Genomic DNA, 19744 nt, shown 5'->3' with positions numbered 1-19744 from the left:
TTACAGGTTTTCTGATATTTTTAGCTTTTTTTACTATGGCTCTGTTAAACGGCAAGAAAGGTTATCATTACCATTCAGTATGATAATATGAATGTAATCTTTTAGAAGAGGTGAGTTTAGTTGAGTAAAGTTGAGCAGAGCACAAAGTTAAATTTAGAACGGATTATTTTTATTAGGAGAACCTTTGAAGAGTATTTGGATATGTTCTTGCTTTCAGAGGAAGAAATACAAGGAAAGAAAATTCTGGATTGTCCAGCAGGAGCTTGTTCCTTTACTGCTGTTGGTAACAAATCAGGTTTGGATGTAACAGCTTGCGACATTGCTTATTATCATTCAGGTGAAGACCTAGAGAATAAAGGTCTTCAGGATATTGAACATGCGATGGAACAAATACAAAAAGCCCGAAAAAATTATAAATGGGATTATTTTAATGATATAGAAGGTCTTAGGACACATCGTTTAAGTGCCTTGCAAGATTGTGTCAACGATATTAGGGATTCTAACGAAAGATACATTCCCGTCACTTTACCTTCGCTGCCATTTAAGAATGCAGAATTTGATATTCTTCTCTCGGCACATTTCTTATTTATGTATGCGGATACATTAGATTATCAATTTCATATAAAAACCCTAAATGAGTTATTAAGGGTCACGAAAGAAGAAGTTCGTATTTTTCCTTTAGTTGATTTAGAGGGAAAAAGATTTGAGCATTTAGATAAAATAGTAAGTTATCTTACTGATAACGAATGTACAGTTGAAGAAGTGAAACCATATGAATTTCAGACCAATGCTAACTCGATGTTAAAAATTAAAAAAAGTTAGTAAAGATAAGGGCACCGTTGAGGCGTTGCCCTATTTATTGAATTAGGGGGTTTTAGTTAAAGAACAGAATGACAGCAGGAAGGGACCTTTATAAAGTCCTTTTTCATTTGGTAAAAAATCAACAGAGTTGTTTAACAGAGCGTTTACTATTAGGGAGCAGCTACACCTTGGTGGAACGTCCTTTACCAGCCGAACTGTCAGCTTTACTATCCGAAATTCCATCTTACTCTCGGAACAGAAACGAGTCTATCCCAAAAAAGAATTCACTAGTGGAACAGACAGATTTACTCGCCGATCTGAGTCAATTATTAGAGAAGCCGGCTCATTTACTCGCCGTATTTAATAAGCAGCTCAGCAAAGCCCGGATATCCCCGGGCTCTATTTTAGTATTTCTAAGGCGGCTCCTCTTCAATATGTGACTAGCCCCATTTCCCCCATTAAGAGCTGCCGCACGAAGAACCGCAGGAACTTGATGAACAGCTTGATCCTGAACAGGAGTGGCCGTTAGAGCTGCAGGAGCTTCCGCCGTCATGGTGGTCTTTATGGTCATGGCTTCCTTCTCCAGCATATCCACCGGAGCAGGAAGACCAGCCGGAACAGGAAGATTTTTCGTCCTTGACCTTTTTTTGATACTGGAGGCCATAATAAGAGGCGAATAAAGCAGGCGCCGGGCCATCAAGCGATTTTGACAGGTCAATGGCTGATGTACCGCTTCTCCTGATGGCCCTCACATCATCCTTGATTTTGGCTGACAGGCGTTTCGCCGAAAGCTTCGCTTCCTCGCTTACAGGATTGAAGTGTCTCGCCATTATGGCTCTTGAGGGAGATTGCTCGATTTCCTCCAGTTTTTCACGGCTGATACTGCGTCTGAAAAAAGGGCCGAGAATGATGGAAGAACTCGGCAGGACTTCAAACATGCAGGAATATATCAAGTCAAACCATGCCCTGTTGTTCATATGCTCTTCCTGGACGGCTTCGGTCCACTCTTGTTCCGGGTTCGGTTCATGATGGAGATATTCTCCCAGGTATGCAAGGGAAAATTCCTGGTAATCCCTGGTGAACATCAGCATTTCATGCCAAATCTCATCCACTTTATTACTATACATCGGTACATTTCTCAGAACCGCAGCCATCACAAAGAACCGCTTCAATTCAAATTCATGCCAAGGGTATTCATCTTCAGAGAGTCTGCCTTCCTTTATGACCCGGAACTTGACTGCCTCGGCGTAATGGGGATTCCAGGCTTCCTCAAGCTTCCTGATCAGCCCCTCAAGCTCAAGTCCCGGCCTTGCCCCAAGCATATCCGGCAGGTCATTACGAAATCTGATAGATCTGCCGGGGAAAGGTTCCCCTTTCAGCAGCCTTGAGAAAAAATTAGAAAACATAATCCGCTCCCCCTCGCTTCCTTTTCTCTTTCTTACAAAATTCTACAAATCCCTCACGAAAATCCTTCTTTCTGGAATAAATTTTTCCATAATGAAGAAATTAAAGAAAAACTGGTAGAGGAATTGGTGATCACGTGAATGATTTAATTATTGCAAGAGCCATGTTTGGCACCACCATGGCTTTTCATATCATTTTTGCAACACTGGGTATCGGCATTCCTTTCATGATTCTGGTATCCGAGCTGATGTTCATGAAAACAAAGGACCAGGACTATTCCATCATGGCGAGGAGATGGACGAAAGCAAAAGGGATTCTGCTTGGAATTGCCATTCCATCAGGCACCATTGCCGGTGTATCTCTATCCCTGCTTTGGCCGGGCTTCATGGAGGTAGTGGGGAGGGTAATGGCACTTCCATTCCAGATTGAAATTTATGCTTTTTTCATTGAGGCGCTTTTCCTCTCGATCTATGTGTACGCCTATGACCGCATTTCAGCCAAGGCCAGGGTGTTTGCTCTTGTGCTTGTTACGCTCGGTGCACTTGCGTCTGCTGTGCTTATTTCCAATGTACATGCATTTGAAGGGACACCTGCAGGCTTCCGTGTAGTGGATGGCAAAATCGTGGATGTCGATCCCTGGGCAGCCTTTTTTAATCCGAGCTTTTATGTAACGGCGGGGCATGTTGCCATCACTGCCTTAATGACGGGTGCTTTCGTCATCGCGGCAACGGCAGCTTATAAGCTGCTGCGCAATTCGGCTGGGAGCCGGTCGTATGTCTTCCACAAGAAAGCTCTCGTCATGGGGCTGACGGCGGGCTTGGTCATTGCCTTTCTCAGTTCCTTGAACGGCCATGCGTCTGCTCAGCATCTCCACAAATATCAGCCGGAAAAGCTGGCAGCCGCTGAAGGCCTGTTCGAAACCCGGTCCCATGCGCCGCTCCTAATCGGCGGTTCGGTGAACGGGGATACCGAGACGGTTAAATGGGGGATTGAAATTCCCTGGGCGCTGAGCTTTCTTGCAGGAAACAGCTTTGATACTGTGGTGAAGGGGCTCAATGAATTTCCCCGGGAACACTGGCCGCCCTTGTTCATTCATACGATGTTCAACGGGATGGTGGGGATTGGCGTCTATTCCATTATGGCTTCTCTTTTAGGCATCTATTGGCTGAAAATCAGGAAAAAAGAAACTCTGCCAAAGTGGATGCTGTGGGTCTTTTTCCTGTCCGGGCCTTTATCCATACTCGCCATAGAGTTTGGCTGGATCCTTGCCTGTACCGGGAGGCAGCCATGGACCATTTATCATATTCTGAGCACAGCTGATTCAGTCACAAGCCAGCAGAATCTGGGGATCCTGTATCTCATGTTCGTTCTGGTTTACATCCTGCTTGGTGTGGTGGTCGTTGCGGTTCTTTATTACTATTTCAAAAGGCATCCACTTCGGAATGAATTGTCCAGCCAGCAGGAAGACGATGACAATAACTATACCATCCATTAAGGGGGGACATTATGCACGGATTTACTTTTACAGACGAAATTTTGGCGATATCGCTCATTTGGGGCTTCGTATTCATCTATGCTGTCATGGGAGCCATGGATTTCGGTGCCGGGTTCTGGTCCATGATCTATATCAACCGGGATAAAACCAATGCAACGAACATTGCCAACCGGTACCTTTCGCCGACCTGGGAAGTGACAAACGTATTCATCGTGGCACTGGTAGTAGCGATCTACAGCATGTTTCCTGGAGCTGCCTATTCCCTGGGGACAATCCTTTTGATTCCAGGCTCCCTGATCCTGCTGCTCCTGACCATCCGGAGTGCGTTTCTCGTTTTTTCCCATACTGCCGAAAAATATAAAAGGCTTCTGATCTATATTTCGGGAATCACCGGGATTCTCATTCCCGGGCTGCTGATGGCTGTCCTCCCCATTTCCCAGGGCGGCTATGTAGTACCGATAGACGGAAATGACAGCCTGTCTCTTGTCAGGCTGTTTACCAGTCCTAATGTGTATGCGTTTATTTCTTTTGCCATAACCAGCTCTCTGTTTCTTTCTTCACTTCTCCTTGCTGATTATTCCAGGACAGCCGGAGATACCAGGGCATATGACGTGTACAGGCGGGATGCCCTGATCACCGGCCCGCTGTCCCTTGCGAGCGCGTTCCTGATCATGCTGACTCTGAGAAGCGAGGCCGGATGGCTCTATAGCCGGATGATGGAATATTCCGGGCTTCTGGCAGCTTCAGCTGTATGCTTCCTTCTTTCAGGCGCCGCCCTGATGCTGCCTGGTAAAAACGGACGGCGGGGCATGCCTCGTGTTGCTGTCGTAATTACGATCCTGCAATATCTATCTGCAAGCTACGTATATGGCGTGTCCCATCTGCCTTATATTGTATATCCGAATGTGACCATACAGTCCGGTTTCACCGATCCCAGTTCCTTTCACGCTGTGTTCATTGTTTACATCGTTGGATTTGCCATCCTTTTTCCTGGATTTTTTTACTTCTGGACGCTGTTCATGAAAGATAAAAGCCTTCGGCAAAGACAGGAATAGCACCGCTTTATGCGGTGTTTTTTCATGTTTACAGATTCATTGCCTGCAAACTTCTTCACCACAAAGTCCCGAGTCCCATTTCCTTGTCTATCCATACTCCTTTCTATAAAATGGATATATTCTGATTGCGAAAAAAATGAGTGGGAGGGGAACCGTTGGCACAGCATGACTTTACAAAAGGCAGCATTTTCAGGCAGCTGTACAGCTTTTCAGGGCCAATCCTTTTGGCCAGCCTTCTTCAGACTTCCTATCAATTTATCGACAGTCTTTGGGTGGGCAATTTAATAGGCGCACGTGCGCTTGGTGCTGTTTCCGTTTCAAGTACAGTCATTTTCACTGTATTGTCCATTATACTGGGAATCAATAATGCCTCCTTGACGATTCTTTCCCAGCAGAGGGGAAAGGGGGACAGGGAGGCCCTGAAGAAGTATATTAATGGTTTTGTTGTCATTCTCACGGTGCTTGCGCTCATCCTCGGGACCGCAGGCTTCTTCTTTTCTGAAGCAATTCTGCGCCTGCTCGGCACCCCGGAAGAAATGGTACCTGAAGCTGCCGGTTACCTGCAGATCAATTTTCTCGGCATTTTATTTTTATTCGGCTATAACTTTATCGGTACACTTCTCAGGGCAATGGGAAACAGTAAAGCGCCGCTCCGGTTCGTATTTGCGGCAGTGGTGCTCAATGCAGTCCTCGATCCTATTTTTATTTCAGTCATGGATCTCGGAGTGGACGGGGCTGCTATTGCAACTGTGATTTCACAGGGAGTTTCGTTTTTATATGGACTTCTTTTTATTATCAAAAGAAAACTGGCTCCCCTGACTCTGCCTTATCTCCCAAACAGGGAGGTGACAGGTTTGATTCTGAGACTGGGGATTCCGAGTGCCATGCAGATGGGTGTCATTTCGGCAGGCGTGATGGCCATCATGAGTGTGGTCACTTCCTTTGGAAGCGAAGTCACGGCAGGCTTCGGAGCTGCCCAGAGGCTCGACAGCCTGCTTATGCTTCCGGCCCACGCGCTCGGTACGGCCGTTAACGCCATGGCCGGACAGAATATCGGGGCAGGCAGATGGGACAGAGTCCATAAAATAACGGTTTATGCCGTTCTTTACAATTTAGGGATCATGCTTACAGTGGGGGTGCTGATTTTTACTCTTGCTGACTTTGGGATCGATTTATTCATTGATGATCCCGAAGCTGCCAGCTTTGGGGCGGATTATATGCGGGGCATCGCCTTCTTTTATCCGCTTCTCGGGATCAATTTTGTATTGAATGGAGCGGTGAGGGCATCAGGTGCTATGGTCGCGGTCCTGGTTCTCAACATCATCTCGTTCTGGGTGCTGAGATATCCGCTGACCTATGCGTTTGCAAACAGATTCGGTGCAGACGGAATTCCATACGGAATGGGCACAAGCTTCTTTATCAGCGCCATTTTCGCTGTTTTATATTACAAGCTTGGTGATTGGAAAAAGAAAAAACTGCGCGGGTGATCTCTTTGCCGAGAGAGCTGCTTCCACATTGGGGGCAGCTTTTTTTATATGCAGACCTCTATTTCCCGAGGAGCCGCCAGGCATTTGCATTTTCCCCTTTCTTTTTTTCGAATATACTACGGCTATTCAACGAGAAAGTGGATTTCCGCTGCAGGTACTCCAGTGGAGCGGGGCGGGCGCTGAGCCTCCTCGGCTATGCCTGCGGGGTCTCACCTGTCCCGCATATCCCGCACAGAAAAGCGGAGAACGGTGCTTTTCAAACTAAATAAATGTGTGCAGAATGAAGATGAAATCTTATAAAAATCTTAAATTTTTGAAAAGCAGCGACCTGACAAGCATAAGGCGAGCAGGCCGGGGGAAGCGGTGTTCTTCCCATAGACTGCTTGAATTATGACTCGAAGGTCGCAGTTCGGAGCTGGATCAGGAGTCTCGCACCTGAAGCGAGAGTCCACTTGCTTAATAATTAAATCTCCTCATAGAACTCGTCTAAAAACAACAATCTTTTAGAAAAGAGCCTTCGAATAAAACAACCCTTACACAAGATTTGGCCACTAATTAAATTTCAGTCCAAAGTCGTAGATCATTTCAATCCTTCTCCTGACGAATGGAAATCGCATTCTTAATAGAATGGAAGTAACAAAAGAGAGAAGGAGAGAGAAACATGACAGAATTTAAAGATATGACCATAATGATCACCGGTGCCTCAAAAGGACTGGGAAAGGCGCTGGCAATGGAATTTGCAAGGAAGGGTGCGGATCTTGCCATCTGCGCCAGGAATGAAGAGCAGCTGCTCGGCGTTAAAAAGGAAGCAGAGCGCCATGGTGTCAGGGTGCTGGCGGTAAGTGCCGATATTTCACTCCCAGCCGGAGCAGAAAGATTCACGGCCCTTGCTCAGGCCGAATTCAAAAAAATTGATGTACTGATCAACAATGCTTCCATACTGGGGCCAAGCCCCATACCTCAGCTGCTGGATTTTCCGGAAGATGATTTTTATGAAGTGATCAGAGTCAATGCATCAAGTGCTTTTTTGATAACAAAAAGAGTGCTGCCAGGTATGCTTGAAAGAAACTCAGGCTCTGTGATTAATGTGACATCAGAGGCGGGAAACACTGGCTATGCAGGCTGGGGAGCATATGGCATTTCCAAGTTTGCTGTGGAAGGGCTCACTGAAACATGGGCGGATGAACTGTCAGGTACAGGAGTGAGGATGAATATGGTAGATCCGGGTGAAATGAATACAGACATGCATGACAGGGCAGTGCCGGGCTGTGACTATGATCTTGCAGAACCGGAGCAGGTGCTGGATGTTTTCTTATATCTTGCTTCAGGCAGGTCCAGGTCAAAAAACGGCATCCGTTATGCGGCGCAGGAATTTAAGGAGGAGGAAGCATGATGCCTCTAACATCCACCCGCTTTTATCTGCCGGATGACTTGAATGCCTCTGTACCGGCGGAAAAAAGGGGAATCAGACGGGACTTTGTAAAGTTGATGGCTCTTGATAGAAGGACCGGTGAAGTTAAAGATGATACGTTTCATAATCTCGGTCAGTACCTGAATAAGGGAGATGTTTTGGTCTTGAATAACAGCAGGACACTCCCTGCGGTTTTAAACGCGGAAATCAAGAGGCTGTTCCATACAGTAAAGGAACAGGCAGAGGTAAGACTGGCCCGCCGGTTGTCAGATAATACATGGGAAGTGCTGATTGCAGGCACTAAAGTAAAAGCAGGAGATATGATTTATTTTTCAGAAACGCTGCAGGCGGAAGTCAAAATAAGCCATGACAACAAACCGCTTCAGACAGTGGTTTTTACAGAAAGCGGGTCAAAGCTTTTGGATTCAATTTACCGCCTGGGCGAGCCGGTCCGATATGAATATATAAAAGAACCGTGGGGACTTGAGTATTATCAGACTGTATTCGCCTCACATCCCGGATCCATCGAGATGCCCTCAGCAGGAAGGGCCTTTACCTGGGAGCTGTTATTTAAGCTGCAGCAGAAAGGGATTAAAATCGTCTTTTTGCAGCTTCATACGGGACTCAGCTATTTTATGGATGACAAATGGAAAATGGAGCCCGGGGAACACAGTGAAGAATTTTTTATACCAGAAGCGGCCATGCAGGCCGTGAAGGAAGCACACATCCGAGGAAACCGCGTCATCGCAGCAGGAACGACAGTTGTCCGTGCGCTCGAAACAGCAGCCAAGAATAATAAGCTGTCCGGCTGGACTAATCTTTATATTCACTCCAGGCACCGCCTTCAGCTGGTTGACGGGATATTGACCGGCCTGCATGAGCCGGAAGCAAGTCATCTTGATATGCTTTCTGCATTCATTGACATGCGTTACCTGATGGCTGCTTACCGGGACGCTGTCAAAAAAGGCTACTTATGGCATGAATTTGGTGACATGAACTTAATCATTTAAAGGAGAACACGATGGAATTCCACCATATTGGCATTGAAACACCCCGCCTGGATGAGTCGCTTTCCTTTTACAAGGATATCCTGAAATTCACGGAAAAACAGAGATTAAACCTGGACGGGGAGGAACTGGTTTTCATCTCAGATGGCCGTCTGATGATAGAGCTTATTAAGGTGAGGGAAATACGCAGGAAAAAAGCCGGCTGCCTCCATCTCTGCTTTAGGCTTAATAGTCTCAAAGAATTAATGGAACGTCTGAAGAGCCGGGGAATGAAAGATTCGTATGAAATCAATGTTTATGATAACGGCTGGAAGTCCCTTTTCATGGAGGGGCCAAGCGGGGAAGAGATTGAATTTTTAACTCATAATGAAGAAAGCCGGAGCTGAAGGTTAGCTCCGGCTTTCTGCCGCTTCTTTCTTTCCGAGTCTTGCAAAAAGGCTTTTAAGTAGAGGCGGGACTACAAAGTAAATAAAAAAGATGCGGAATAACTGGAAAGCTGTTACAACAGTAAGATCGGCTTTTACTTCATGTGCGATGATCCCCATCTGGTCCATTCCACCTGGAGCTGTGCTTAAATAGCTTGTAACCGGACTGAATGAATAAAAACGGCTGAGAGCAAGGCTGATTAGGAAAGAACCTCCGATTAAAAAGAGGCCGTTCAGCAGGCTCAATACCGAGAACTGGACTTTTTTCTGGATGAGACCGGGCTTTACTAATAAACCTACATATCCGCCAATCATAAACTGTGAAAGATTCATGACAGAGCCTGGGAGGCTGACGCCATCAGTCCCTAATAAGACCAGGATGGCAGCTGCGGCCATCGGCCCAAGCAGGAAGGGCGTCGGCAGTTTCCATTTCTTCGCAAGCAGCGCCCCGGCGATACAGGCTGCGGAGAATAAAAGCAATAACAGGACCGAAGATCTTTCAAAAGGAACACCCTCAAGGGGGGCTCCTCTATGTCCTCCGAAGAAAGGGCTGTAGATCAAAAGAGGAATCAGGCTCACTATCATGATGAGACGTGAGACTTGCAGGAAAGCAACCACCGAAATATTGATCCCTTTGATTTCCTCAGCGAGAGCGACAATCTGTGACAGTCCTCCGGGAATGCTGCCGAGGAGGACGGTAGGATAATCCAGCCCCGTCACCCGGGAGGTGATGAAAGCCATCCCGGCGCATAAAAGGATGAGAAGGACTGCAGAGGCGAACATGGCCGGCAGATGCCAGCCGATACCGATGACAGCTTCCTTTGTAAATGAAAGTCCAAGTGAGTAGCCGACAATGATCAAGCCGGCATCCCGTAGCTGGACCGGCCAGCAGGCCCCTGCTTTAGGGAAGCGTGACAAAAAAATGCCTGCCGCCATAGGGCCTAGAAGCCAGGGAAGGGGCAGGCCAACCGCCCTAAAAAGAATGCCCCCTGCCCATGCAGCTATTATGGTAAATAAAAAGCCTTTCTTGTTTCTATTGTGGTGAAAAATAGAAAGTTTCAATGAGTTCCCTTCAATCCAGCAAGTTTTATTTCTCTTTTAACTTAGTATGGATTGATTAAAATTACAATAAATTAGGTTTTTGCCATCCACATTTCTTTGTGGAGGGACACCTCTGTGATAAAATGAGTAATATGAATTTAGAATATTAAAAAAACTATTGCCCGGATGATACTTCCCTGACATGCCGACATACTTTACGGGTGATTTGCCATGGAACCGAGTACGTTATGATTCAATTCAAGATCATCTGCTGTCATTATCCCTCGGGCGGCAGGAAGGGGAAGGAAAATGAATACATCCACCGCTGTTATCATTCGGGAAACAGCACTTAAGCATTTCGCCATTAAAGGATTTGACGCTACATGCCCGGTAGAAATCGCAAAGGAAATCGGTATATCGCGTTCTATGATCAGAACGTATTTCACAAGTAAGGAAGAAATATATTTGGCTGTCACGGATTTTCTGGGAACTTATTATACTTCCTTCATAGAAGAATTGATTACAAGGACTAAAGGGCTCGCCCTAAGGGACAGGATCTATGAAATCTTGATGGAGGTCGCAAGGCAGGCGAGGAATAACAGACTGCCATGCCTTCTTTGGATCCAGATTATTTATTTTCCGCCCGTTTCTTTAAAACAGGAGATCCTTCACAGAATTGAGCGGACGAGTGAGGGGATCAGCCAAAAGCTGTCTCTTCTATTTACAGAAGGAAAGACTGCTGAGAGACAGGAAGGAGTTTTTCTCGGTTCAGCTTTGTATGTAGTCATAAAAGGGATGAAAACCAAGGTAAATAACACCGAGGAAGAGGACGAAAGACAAGCTCAGTTCTTCTCTGGCGTTTTTTCCACACAATGAGGTAAGCATTTCCAAGAAAAATCTCAGAAGTTATCACATTGGGTATGTCTTATCCAGCAGTGGATCCTGCATGTTCTTTTAAATGTTAAAAAAGAGGTTGAAATAATGAGTTTACTGACAAAAAACCAAATGGACTGGATAAAAACGTCTCTGGGCGCTGATTCCATCCAATCTGTCTCGGTACTGCCCGGCGGGACTTCCGCAGAAATGTTTAAAATCGCGGTGCGTTCGGAAGGAAATATCTTGGAAGCAGTCCTGCGGCTCTACACTGATAAAGAATGGCTTGAAGCTGAACCTGATCTTGCATTTCATGAAGCTTGCGCCTTTGCAGCCGTTAAGGATCTGCCCTTTCATACGCCTGGGCTTATCGCCTTTGACCCGTCAGGAACTTTTTGCGGCTGTCCGGCCGTTTTGATGACCTGCCTTAAAGGGGGAGTCGAGCTCTTTCCAGCTGACCGAATCCGCTGGCTCCGCCAGCTGTCTGAAGTGCTGGCCGCTATTCATTCCCTGGACACGCCACCGGACTTCGGCTGGCGGTATTATCCTTATTATAAGTCCGAATTACTGTCTGCTCCAGAATGGAGCAGCTGTCCGGAATTATGGTCAAGAGGAATAGCCGCCGTCCGGAACGGACAGCAAAAAGGAACTACCGGTTTTATCCACCGAGATTTTCATCCGGTCAATGTGATGTGGGAGAATGGAGAAATCAGCGGGGTGGTTGACTGGGTAAATGCCTGCCTTGGCCCGAAGCAGATGGACCTTGCCCACTGCCGCCTGAACCTGTCCCTCCTGTATGGAGTGGAGGAAGCGGATGCCTTCCTGACCGGCTATCTGCAGCTGGCGCCTCTTCCTTATGAACCATTCTGGGATTTAAAAGGACTGATGGAAATCCTTCCAGAGCCGGCTGTCTATAAGGGGTGGACTGATCATGGTGTCAGCGGATTGACGGATGAACTGATCAGAGAGCGGGCTGACCTGTACATACAGCATATTTTCATGCGAATAGAGAAAATTTGAGGATAAAGGTATAGAAAACAAACATGAGTTTTCTCCTCGCAACCCAAGCATGGAAAAGAACCTATACAAGTGCAGAAACCAATACAATAAGGCGGTGGAGCGGAGTAAGGAACAACAGGCAGGAATGCCTGCAAGATAAATAATGTTCATACCTAGCGAAGCCTTATGAAACATGGAGCACCGCCCCTTTTCCACACAAAAAGCGCCTGCCAGCCAGACGCTTTTTGTGTTTTTTCTTATAAGTTAGAAAGATTCATATTTTTGATCGCTTCCAGGACCGCAGGGTTTTCCAGCGATGATATATCCCCTGTGTTCTGGTTCATGTAGGCGGCACGTATGACCCGCCGCATGACCTTCCCATTCCTTGTTTTAGGGAGTTCGTCCACAAAGAAAATCTCCTTTGGCAGCAGCGCTTTTCCCAGATGATTGCCTACAATCTGGAGCAATTCCTGCTTGAGTGCAGCTATTTCGGCAGGCTTTGATTTCAGGACTGCAAAACAGACTGCCGTTTCCCCTTTGACTGCGTCCGGCACACCGATGGCCGCTGCTTCAACCACCAGCGGATGCTCGACGAGAGCTGATTCCAGTTCTGCAGGTCCAAGACGCTTGCCGGCCACATTCAGGATATCATCCGACCGCCCGGTGATGGTCCAGAAGCCCTCTGAATCCTGAATCACCCAGTCGCCATGTACCCATGTATCTCCCCAGCGGCTCCAATATGCCTTTTCATACCGATCATTTTCTTTCCAAAATCCATTGGTCATGCCGACCCATGGCTGCAGGATGACCAGTTCGCCGACCTCGTTAAGTACCGGGTTCTGCTCTTGATCATAAACATGCACATCCATTCCCGGAATAGGGGAATTAAAAGTGATGGGAGATATAGGCTTCAGCAGGACGTTCCCAAGGATACCGCCGGAAATTTCCGTTCCGCCGGAATAATTGATAATCGGGACTTTCTTTTTACAGACATTTTCAAAAAGCCACATCCAGGGTTCCGGGTTCCACGGCTCCCCGGTTGAACCGATGGCCTTGAGTGACGACAGATCATGCTGATCGATCCAGTCTGTGCCGTGGCGCATCAAGCTTCGGATAAGAGTGGGGGAGATGCCCAAATGTGTTACTTTATGCTTTTCGGTTAAATCCCATATCCGGTCTGGATTTGGAAAATCAGGGGTGCCTTCGAACATGACGATGGCCGCTCCGTTGACGAGTCCGCCGAACACGAGAAACGGACCCATCATCCAGCCCATATCTGTTACCCAGAAGAGCGTATCCCCTTTTTTCACATCCATGCACAGCCCTGCATCAAAGGCGGCCTTTAGGGGGAAGCCAGCATGATTATGGACAGCGCCTTTTGGCTTTCCTGTTGTGCCTGATGTATAGATGAGCATTAAAGGGGCGGAGGCATCCATTTCTTTTGTCCTGATTTCCTGCCCTTCCTTTATAACCTCGGACCATTCCACGTCTTTACTTTTGTTCCAAGGGATATCCCCGTGTGTCCGCCTGACGACCAGGACCTTTTCAATTCCCGGAGAAAGCTCTACAGCCCTGTCCGCTTCCTTTTTCATCTGAATTGCCTTGCCCCTGCGGTAAAAACCGTCTGCAGTAATAAGGTATTTAGCTCCAGAGGCATTGATTCTCGCCGCAACCGCTTCAGCTCCGTAGCCGGAGAAAGCAGGGGAAAAGATCGCCCCAATTTTGGCGGCAGCAAGCATGGCGAAAACGGTTTCAGGAATCATCGGCATATAGATGGCTATAACATCGCCTTCTCTTACTCCCACATTCACCAGACCTGCGGCTGCTTTATCTATTTCCTCTTTTAATTCCCTGAAAGAATAGGTGGAGGCAAGGCCGTCATCTCCTTCCCAAATGAGGGCAGGCTTAGTGGCCATTTCGGGATCGCTTGTCCATTTTTCTACCGCATTATGGACAATATTCATTTTTCCTCCCTGGAACCACTTTGGATATTTGAGGCCGCTGCTTAAATCCAGGGTCTTTTTATAAGGCCGGTACCATGATATCCCCAGTTCCTTAACGGCTTCTTCCCAGAACCACGAAACATCATCAATGGATTGGAGAAAAAAAGAATCATAGTCATCGAAGCCCAGCTTTTCCATCCAATTGTACAAACGGGTTGACTTTTTGTACTCCTCACTAGGAAACCAAACAGGCGAATGCGTCATATTAACCTCCAGTTAGAAAATAGGTAAAATTCTGAATATACCATTTTATTATAAAGGACTCTCCATCCTTTTGGAAACTAAATCCTTAATTCAAGGGATGGCTAGATATAAATGGAAGATAAGAGTAAAATAAGAGGGCAGGAATTCTGCATGTGATTCAGCTTACTAAGATATAGGCGGAGAAAATATGAAATTTACAAAAACAAAGGCTTTCTCGGCAGTTAAATTCCTGCTGCCGCTCGCGATACTCATTATTGTCGGTTACGAGGGCGGGAGATTCATCGCAGGAATTGATGCCGGGCTGCTAAAAAAGCACGCCTCAGATGTAGGCTACCATAAAGCTCTTCTTATACTATCCTTCGGCCTGATTGCTGTTTTGCCCATGAGTTTCTTTGACGTGATACTCATGAAGCTCCTCGGCAGGAGACTTGCTGTTAAAAGGCTGCTGCAGTATTCTTTCATCGCAAATGCCTATTCGAACTTCCTGGGATTTGGCGGTCTGACCGGGGCTGCAATCAGGACTTATTTTTATAAAACCAGGGATCAAAGCCGGATGGAAATCATCAAGGCCATAGCGAAGATTTCCGTTTTCTATCTTTCAGGCCTGTCGCTGCTAAGCTGGCTGATCATATTAGGAATTCTCGATTCACCGGTCTTTAAAACATACAAATGGCTTTATGCCGGGATACTGGCAATCGCAGTCTACCTGCCGGTGCTTCTCATTACCCTTCATATAAAAGGGAATAGAGGGAAGAACCGCATGCTGCAGGCCAAATACGAGATAGGGCTGATCCTCGTCTCCTTCGCTGAGTGGTTCTGCGCATTGCTGACCATGTGGGGTGCAGCCAGAGTCATGGGACTGGACATCAATTTACTGGCCCTGGCACCTGTCTACCTGACCGCTGCCTGCGCAGGGGTCCTCAGCATGATTCCAAGCGGTCTCGGCTCGTTTGATTTAATCTTTATGCTGGGCATTGAATCCTATGGACTGCCTAAGGAAAAGGTGGTCCTGCTTCTGCTTATCTACAGGATCACATATAATTTTTTTCCATGGCTCGTTTCAAGCTTTCTCCTTGGAAGCCATTTTTGGAGCGTTCTCAACAAAAAATGGCGAAACCTCCCGTCCTATACAGCGGCAAATATCAGTCATGGGCTTTTAACATTCCTAGTCTTCCTGACCGGGATCATCCTCCTGCTGTCAGCAGCTTTTCCATCTGCGCTTGGCGGAATCAAGGCACTAAGCGAGGTTTTCCCATCCGGATTTGTAGGGATTTCGCATCAGCTTTCAGTCGCCTCGGGCTTTACCCTGCTGGCGCTTGCCAGGGGTATCGAACTTAGAGTCAGATGGGTGTATTATTTGACTCTTGGCATCCTGATTCTTGGTTCATTATTTACATTTGTAAAAGGTCTGGATGTCAAGGAAGCCCTGTTTTGCCTGATAGTGGCGCTCCTTCTTTATGCGGCAAGGAACCGGTTTTACCGAGTCCAATTTTCCTTTTCATGGGGAAGGGGGATTTTTGACGGTGTGATGTTCCTGCTGTTCATCGCCTTATATTTTACGGCAGGATACCTGAACCTCCCGCAGTCCGAGGGGAGGATACCGGCACGGTTCGAAGAGTATATTATCAAGGATTCAACAGAACTTTTCCTGAGCGGACTTGCCGGGCTTTTGATCTGCGGAGTTGTGATGGGGGCAGGCTGGGCACTCAGCCGGTCCTCGAAATTTCCGTTCCTAGCGGCAAGCACGAATCTTGGACGTATTAAAAATATTTTGACCGTTCACGGCGGCAACGGCTTTTCCAATCTTCTTTACATGCCGGATACGTATGTATATTTCAGCAGTTCCGGAACGGTCCTGTTTGCCTACAGGCGCTTTGTAGATAAACTGGTCATATTGGGCGGACCTTCCGGGAAAAGAGACGATTTTATTGATGCCATGGAAGAATTCCAGGATGAAGCCGACCGTTTCGGTCTTTCATTGGTCTATTACCAGGTCAGAAGTTCCATGCTTCCCTTTCTCAATGCCCACGGCTATGATTTTTATAAACTGGGCGAGGAGACACTCGTGAAATTAAAGGAATTGGACCGTGGACAAAAAAGGAAACTGGATATCATAAACAGCAAGTTTTCCAGACAGAACTATAAGTTTGAAGTAGTTCAGCCGCCCTACTCAGACAGTCTCCTGACAGAAGCGGAGAAGGTATCGGAGGAATGGCTGGACGGGAGGAAGGAAAAGGGCTTCTCTCACGCTTCTTTTCAAAAAAAGTACCTGAACCAATTTCCGCTGGCCATCCTCAAAGATCCGGGCGGCCGTATCATCGCCTTTGCGGTGGTGATTCCAGGATACGATTCAAGTTCTACGGTCAGGGCAGATTTATTGCGTCATACCCTGCAGGCACCCGGCGGCTCCATGAATTACTTACTAAGCTGTCTTTTAAAGTGGGCGGCAGACAAAGGCTATGATTCCTTCAACCTGGGAATCACACCGCTTGCGGGCGGCAGTACGGAAAAATATATGACATCTTCCGAGAAGGCGGCCTCGCTGATTTATATGTCCGGGTATTATCTATACCCATTTCATGGCATCAGCCGTTTCAACCTGAAATATGGAGATGAAAGAGAGCCCAACTATCTCGGTTACCGGAAGAAATCATCGCTGCCGATCCTGATGCTTCAGCTTTCATTCCTGATGGCCCGTACAAGAAGAAACAAGCCTGGGAGAGCCGTGAAGCTGTCCAGGGAAGAACGGAATTCTGATCAATAAAACAATTAAGGCAGGGAACATGATGAAAAAAAATATCTTGATACTGGACCTCATATTTTATGTGGCAGTACCGCTCCTGGTCTGGAATGGCGGCAGGGGAGTGCTCGGCGATTATTATGCCATGCTTCTCTCTTCTGTACCCGGGATCATTTACAGTTTATACCGCTTTTTTGAAGTCAAGAAAGTAAATTTCTTTGGCCTCTTCATCCTGATTAACCTCGTCATCGGCACATTGATTGATGTACTGGCAGGTTCAGCGATACAGCTTCTCTGGAATAATGCTTACTACCTGTTTGTGCTCGGCGGCGTTTTCTTGATTTCAATCTTCATCAATAAACCGATAGCCCTTCTTTTCACGCTGGATGTTGTGGAACTTCAGGGAAGTGACCGGGAGAAGACTAAGGAGCTGTTTTATCGTAAGAAGCCGCTTCTTGTTTTTAAATGGATTACCCTGGCGTTTGCGATGAGGGATATTGTACTTGGAGTGGTAAAGATTTACCTGATCAAGGAATATGGTGTCGACGCCTTTGATAAGGGCATTCTGCTGAGGCAGGCATTCAGCTGGGGAGTTACGCTGCTTACTGTGTTCGGATATTACTATATAACCAAAATCATGGCTGAGAACAGCACAGATAAAAAAGACGGAAGCAATCCGATTTTATAAAAACAGGAAGGGGCAGCACCGGTATATCCGGGCTGCCCTTTCCTGTTTTCCTGTTTATTCCGGAAGATGCTCCCTGCAATAATCAGCCAGCATCTTCTCTTCCTCTTCATCCAATTCGAAATCCAGAACCTTTTCCGTTTCATACTCATGGATCGTATAGCTTACAAGGGATGACTTCCCTTCATCCAGCAGGAAAACCGTCCGTATATAAATGCCTTGCTCCGTATACAGCTCATCATCCTCCGGAACTTCTGCCTGGATGAAAAACTCATACCTGCGCCCGCTCAAAATCCCGAATGGATCCTTAATCTCTCCAGCTTCATGATTCACTATAGTCAGCATCACAACATACCTCTCTCTTAAAAACTTAGATATTAAAATAGTATACCTGTAGTCGGGCGAATTATCAAAGAGGGAGAGGTGGGGGGCTGTCCCTCCGGGAAATAGGGGACAGTCCCCCATTTCCGGGTTATTTCCCGGACTTTGATTAGGCTGGTAATGGAAACGGGTATGGTAGAGAAAAGAATGTGTGGAGGGAAATGAAGTGAAAATAGTGGTTTTGTCGGACACCCATATGCCGAGGAAAGGAAGAGTACTGCCAGATCAACTTAAAACTGAGTTAGGGAATTGTGAATTGATCATTCACGGGGGTGACTGGAAGACGCTGGATGTTTATGAGGAACTTTCCGCGTATGGAGAAGTTAGGGGTGTACATGGAAATGTGGACGGAGAAGACATCAAGAAGCTTTTCCCTGAAAAGATCATCGTGGAATCAGGAGGCGTAAGAATTGGCGTCACACATGGGCACGGCAAAGGATTGACAACCGAAAGAAGGGCCAGGGCAGCGTTTGTTGACGAAGAGGTACATGCGGTTATATTCGGCCACTCACATATTCCCCTCCTGAAGAAGGAGGGAGGAATTCTAATATTCAATCCTGGTTCTCCGACTGACAAAAGGCGTCAGCCCCGTTATTCATTTGGAATTCTCACCATTGAGGAAGGCACTGTCAGCGCCCGGCATGTCTTTTTTGAGAAGCCTCGTTCATGAAGAATAACTATTTTTTATATCATGACTTATGACCAGCTGAAAGTATATGTATTCCTGCAATCGATCAATATTGAAATGCTATGGCAGGTGTTAACGCGGATATAGAAAACAGGCTCTACGAAGAAGCGATTGCATTTATAGAAAGAAGATACCCGATTCGCTGGGGCGGTGCGGCAGCCATGTATACGAGCGGCGGAAAAATTTTAACAAGTGTTTCTCCTGAAATTATTAATGCTTTAACAGAATTATGTATAGAAAAGGAGCCATTTTAAAGGCTCATAAGATTGATACGCGAATTACTCACTTTATATGTGTAGTAAGAGATGACGAAAAAGCTGACTATAAAATCCTGACGCCATGCGGAATTTGTCAAGAAAGGCTTTTTATTGAGGGCCGGACGTTAAGGTCGGTATTTATTCTCCTAATCGGGAGATTGTGTTTAAAACATTAGCGGAAGTTCAGCCTTTTCATTGGTAAAAAGCTTTTCATAAATAACGTGCAGGTAACATTCAAGCGCACCCGCATCTATGGGGTGCGCATTCTTTACAGCTGAGATCTCGAGGTTTTCTTCCGCTGTTCCTTCAAAAACATTAGTTGTTATCGTAAACTTTGCCTCATTCACTATTATTCTTTGTGCTTACTAGACCTGTACCCTTCACGATCATTCCAGTAATTAGATAAGCCATTCCATTAGCAATAATAATTATACCTATAAATGCAGCCCCATATGCGGCACCTTCTCCAGTGCCGCCGCTTTTATGGTCCAGATCAATAAAAAAAGAACCAGTCATGGAGGCTATTAAGGGGCCTAAAAGGCTGATGACTATACCAGCCAGCCATAGTGGCATTTTATTCTTCTTGTTTAAAAAAAGAGCCACGGTATTTAAGATTAAAAGGCATGATAATAACACAAGCCAAACTAAAGCATCTCCATCCATATAAACCCACCCGACTAGATAAAGAACTTAACTGTCATAACATTACCACAAAAACCCAATTGCAACTATCATTTTGAAAGGAGCCCAAACAAAAAGAGCAGCAAGCATAAAGCCGGCTGCTCTTT

17 protein-coding genes and 1 pseudogene are annotated in these 19744 nt (G+C 46.4%); 13 read left to right on the top strand and 5 right to left on the bottom strand.

The genetic code is table 11. From position 1 onward, the window contains the following. Window positions 1-120: 120 nt before the first annotated feature. Window positions 121-822 (top strand): SAM-dependent methyltransferase, encoded by a 702-nt coding sequence (locus tag V1498_RS11150; protein WP_409299048.1) that lies wholly within the window; start codon window positions 121-123, stop codon window positions 820-822. Window positions 823-1259: 437 nt separating this feature from the next. On the opposite strand, the gene V1498_RS11145 is transcribed toward V1498_RS11150, so the two are convergent. Further along, window positions 1260-2207 carry a hypothetical protein gene (locus tag V1498_RS11145; protein WP_409299046.1) on the bottom strand — a complete coding sequence of 316 codons (948 nt, stop codon included), beginning with the start codon at window positions 2205-2207 and terminating at the stop codon, window positions 1260-1262. Between the two features lie 134 nt (window positions 2208-2341). Here V1498_RS11145 and V1498_RS11140 point away from each other — a divergent pair, with 134 nt between their 5' ends. The 6 genes from V1498_RS11140 (at window position 2342) to V1498_RS11115 (ending at window position 9046) form a co-directional block, all read left to right on the top strand. After that, window positions 2342-3700 (top strand): cytochrome ubiquinol oxidase subunit I, encoded by a 1359-nt coding sequence (locus tag V1498_RS11140; RefSeq protein ID WP_409299045.1) that lies wholly within the window; start codon window positions 2342-2344, stop codon window positions 3698-3700. 11 nt (window positions 3701-3711) lie between these two features. Continuing rightward, the gene (locus V1498_RS11135; protein WP_409299043.1) at window positions 3712-4755 is read left to right on the top strand and encodes a cytochrome d ubiquinol oxidase subunit II; all 1044 of its coding nucleotides are present in this window, start codon (window positions 3712-3714) and stop codon (window positions 4753-4755) included. 155 nt (window positions 4756-4910) lie between these two features. Next, window positions 4911-6242, top strand: coding sequence for an MATE family efflux transporter (locus V1498_RS11130; RefSeq protein ID WP_409299041.1), 1332 nt, complete (start codon window positions 4911-4913; stop codon window positions 6240-6242). Window positions 6243-6903: 661 nt separating this feature from the next. Next, window positions 6904-7635, top strand: a complete 732-nt coding sequence (locus V1498_RS11125) for an SDR family NAD(P)-dependent oxidoreductase (RefSeq protein ID WP_409299039.1) — start codon at window positions 6904-6906, stop codon at window positions 7633-7635. Next, window positions 7632-8663 carry an S-adenosylmethionine:tRNA ribosyltransferase-isomerase gene (locus V1498_RS11120; RefSeq protein WP_409299037.1) on the top strand — a complete coding sequence of 344 codons (1032 nt, stop codon included), beginning with the start codon at window positions 7632-7634 and terminating at the stop codon, window positions 8661-8663. Before V1498_RS11125 ends, V1498_RS11120 begins: the two co-directional genes overlap by 4 nt. 11 nt (window positions 8664-8674) lie before the next feature. Continuing rightward, entirely contained in the window at window positions 8675-9046 is a 372-nt protein-coding gene (locus V1498_RS11115; RefSeq protein ID WP_409299035.1) for a VOC family protein, read from the top strand. Window positions 9047-9049: 3 nt separating this feature from the next. On the opposite strand, the gene V1498_RS11110 is transcribed toward V1498_RS11115, so the two are convergent. Next, complete coding sequence (locus V1498_RS11110) at window positions 9050-10147, bottom strand: AbrB family transcriptional regulator (protein ID WP_409299034.1); 1098 nt, start codon at window positions 10145-10147, stop codon at window positions 9050-9052. Window positions 10148-10435: 288 nt separating this feature from the next. Here V1498_RS11110 and V1498_RS11105 point away from each other — a divergent pair, with 288 nt between their 5' ends. After that, window positions 10436-11002 (top strand): TetR/AcrR family transcriptional regulator, encoded by a 567-nt coding sequence (locus V1498_RS11105; RefSeq protein WP_409299033.1) that lies wholly within the window; start codon window positions 10436-10438, stop codon window positions 11000-11002. A 105-nt stretch (window positions 11003-11107) separates the two neighbouring features. Continuing rightward, the gene (locus V1498_RS11100) at window positions 11108-12019 is read left to right on the top strand and encodes a phosphotransferase family protein (RefSeq protein WP_409299031.1); all 912 of its coding nucleotides are present in this window, start codon (window positions 11108-11110) and stop codon (window positions 12017-12019) included. Between the two features lie 236 nt (window positions 12020-12255). Here the strand turns inward: V1498_RS11100 and V1498_RS11095 are convergent, their stop codons facing one another. Beyond that, entirely contained in the window at window positions 12256-14205 is a 1950-nt protein-coding gene (locus V1498_RS11095; RefSeq protein WP_409299030.1) for an AMP-binding protein, read from the bottom strand. A 187-nt stretch (window positions 14206-14392) separates the two neighbouring features. On the opposite strand from V1498_RS11095, the gene mprF reads away from it, so the two are divergent. Further along, on the top strand, window positions 14393-16969 hold the full coding sequence (gene mprF / locus V1498_RS11090) for a bifunctional lysylphosphatidylglycerol flippase/synthetase MprF (RefSeq protein ID WP_409299029.1): 2577 nt from the start codon (window positions 14393-14395) through the stop codon (window positions 16967-16969). Between the two features lie 22 nt (window positions 16970-16991). Continuing rightward, window positions 16992-17633 carry a VC0807 family protein gene (locus V1498_RS11085; RefSeq protein ID WP_409299028.1) on the top strand — a complete coding sequence of 214 codons (642 nt, stop codon included), beginning with the start codon at window positions 16992-16994 and terminating at the stop codon, window positions 17631-17633. 54 nt (window positions 17634-17687) lie between these two features. Here V1498_RS11085 and V1498_RS11080 read toward each other — a convergent pair whose 3' ends face one another. Then, the gene (locus V1498_RS11080) at window positions 17688-17975 is read right to left on the bottom strand and encodes a DUF6509 family protein (RefSeq protein WP_409299026.1); all 288 of its coding nucleotides are present in this window, start codon (window positions 17973-17975) and stop codon (window positions 17688-17690) included. Between the two features lie 202 nt (window positions 17976-18177). Here V1498_RS11080 and V1498_RS11075 point away from each other — a divergent pair, with 202 nt between their 5' ends. Continuing rightward, complete coding sequence (locus tag V1498_RS11075; RefSeq protein ID WP_409299024.1) at window positions 18178-18681, top strand: metallophosphoesterase family protein; 504 nt, start codon at window positions 18178-18180, stop codon at window positions 18679-18681. Between the two features lie 80 nt (window positions 18682-18761). Next, window positions 18762-19158 (top strand): annotated as a pseudogene (locus tag V1498_RS11070) (cytidine deaminase). Window positions 19159-19295: 137 nt separating this feature from the next. Here V1498_RS11070 and V1498_RS11065 read toward each other — a convergent pair. Further along, window positions 19296-19619, bottom strand: coding sequence for an ABC transporter permease (locus V1498_RS11065; protein ID WP_409299022.1), 324 nt, complete (start codon window positions 19617-19619; stop codon window positions 19296-19298). Window positions 19620-19744 lie beyond the last annotated feature (125 nt).

The sequence above is a fragment of the Paraperibacillus marinus genome (genome assembly GCF_046237605.1).
Lineage (GTDB): Bacteria > Bacillota > Bacilli > Bacillales > DSM-1321 > Paraperibacillus > Paraperibacillus marinus.
Note: the sequence above shows the minus strand (reverse complement) of the source record. Positions and strands in the feature narration are given on the sequence as shown.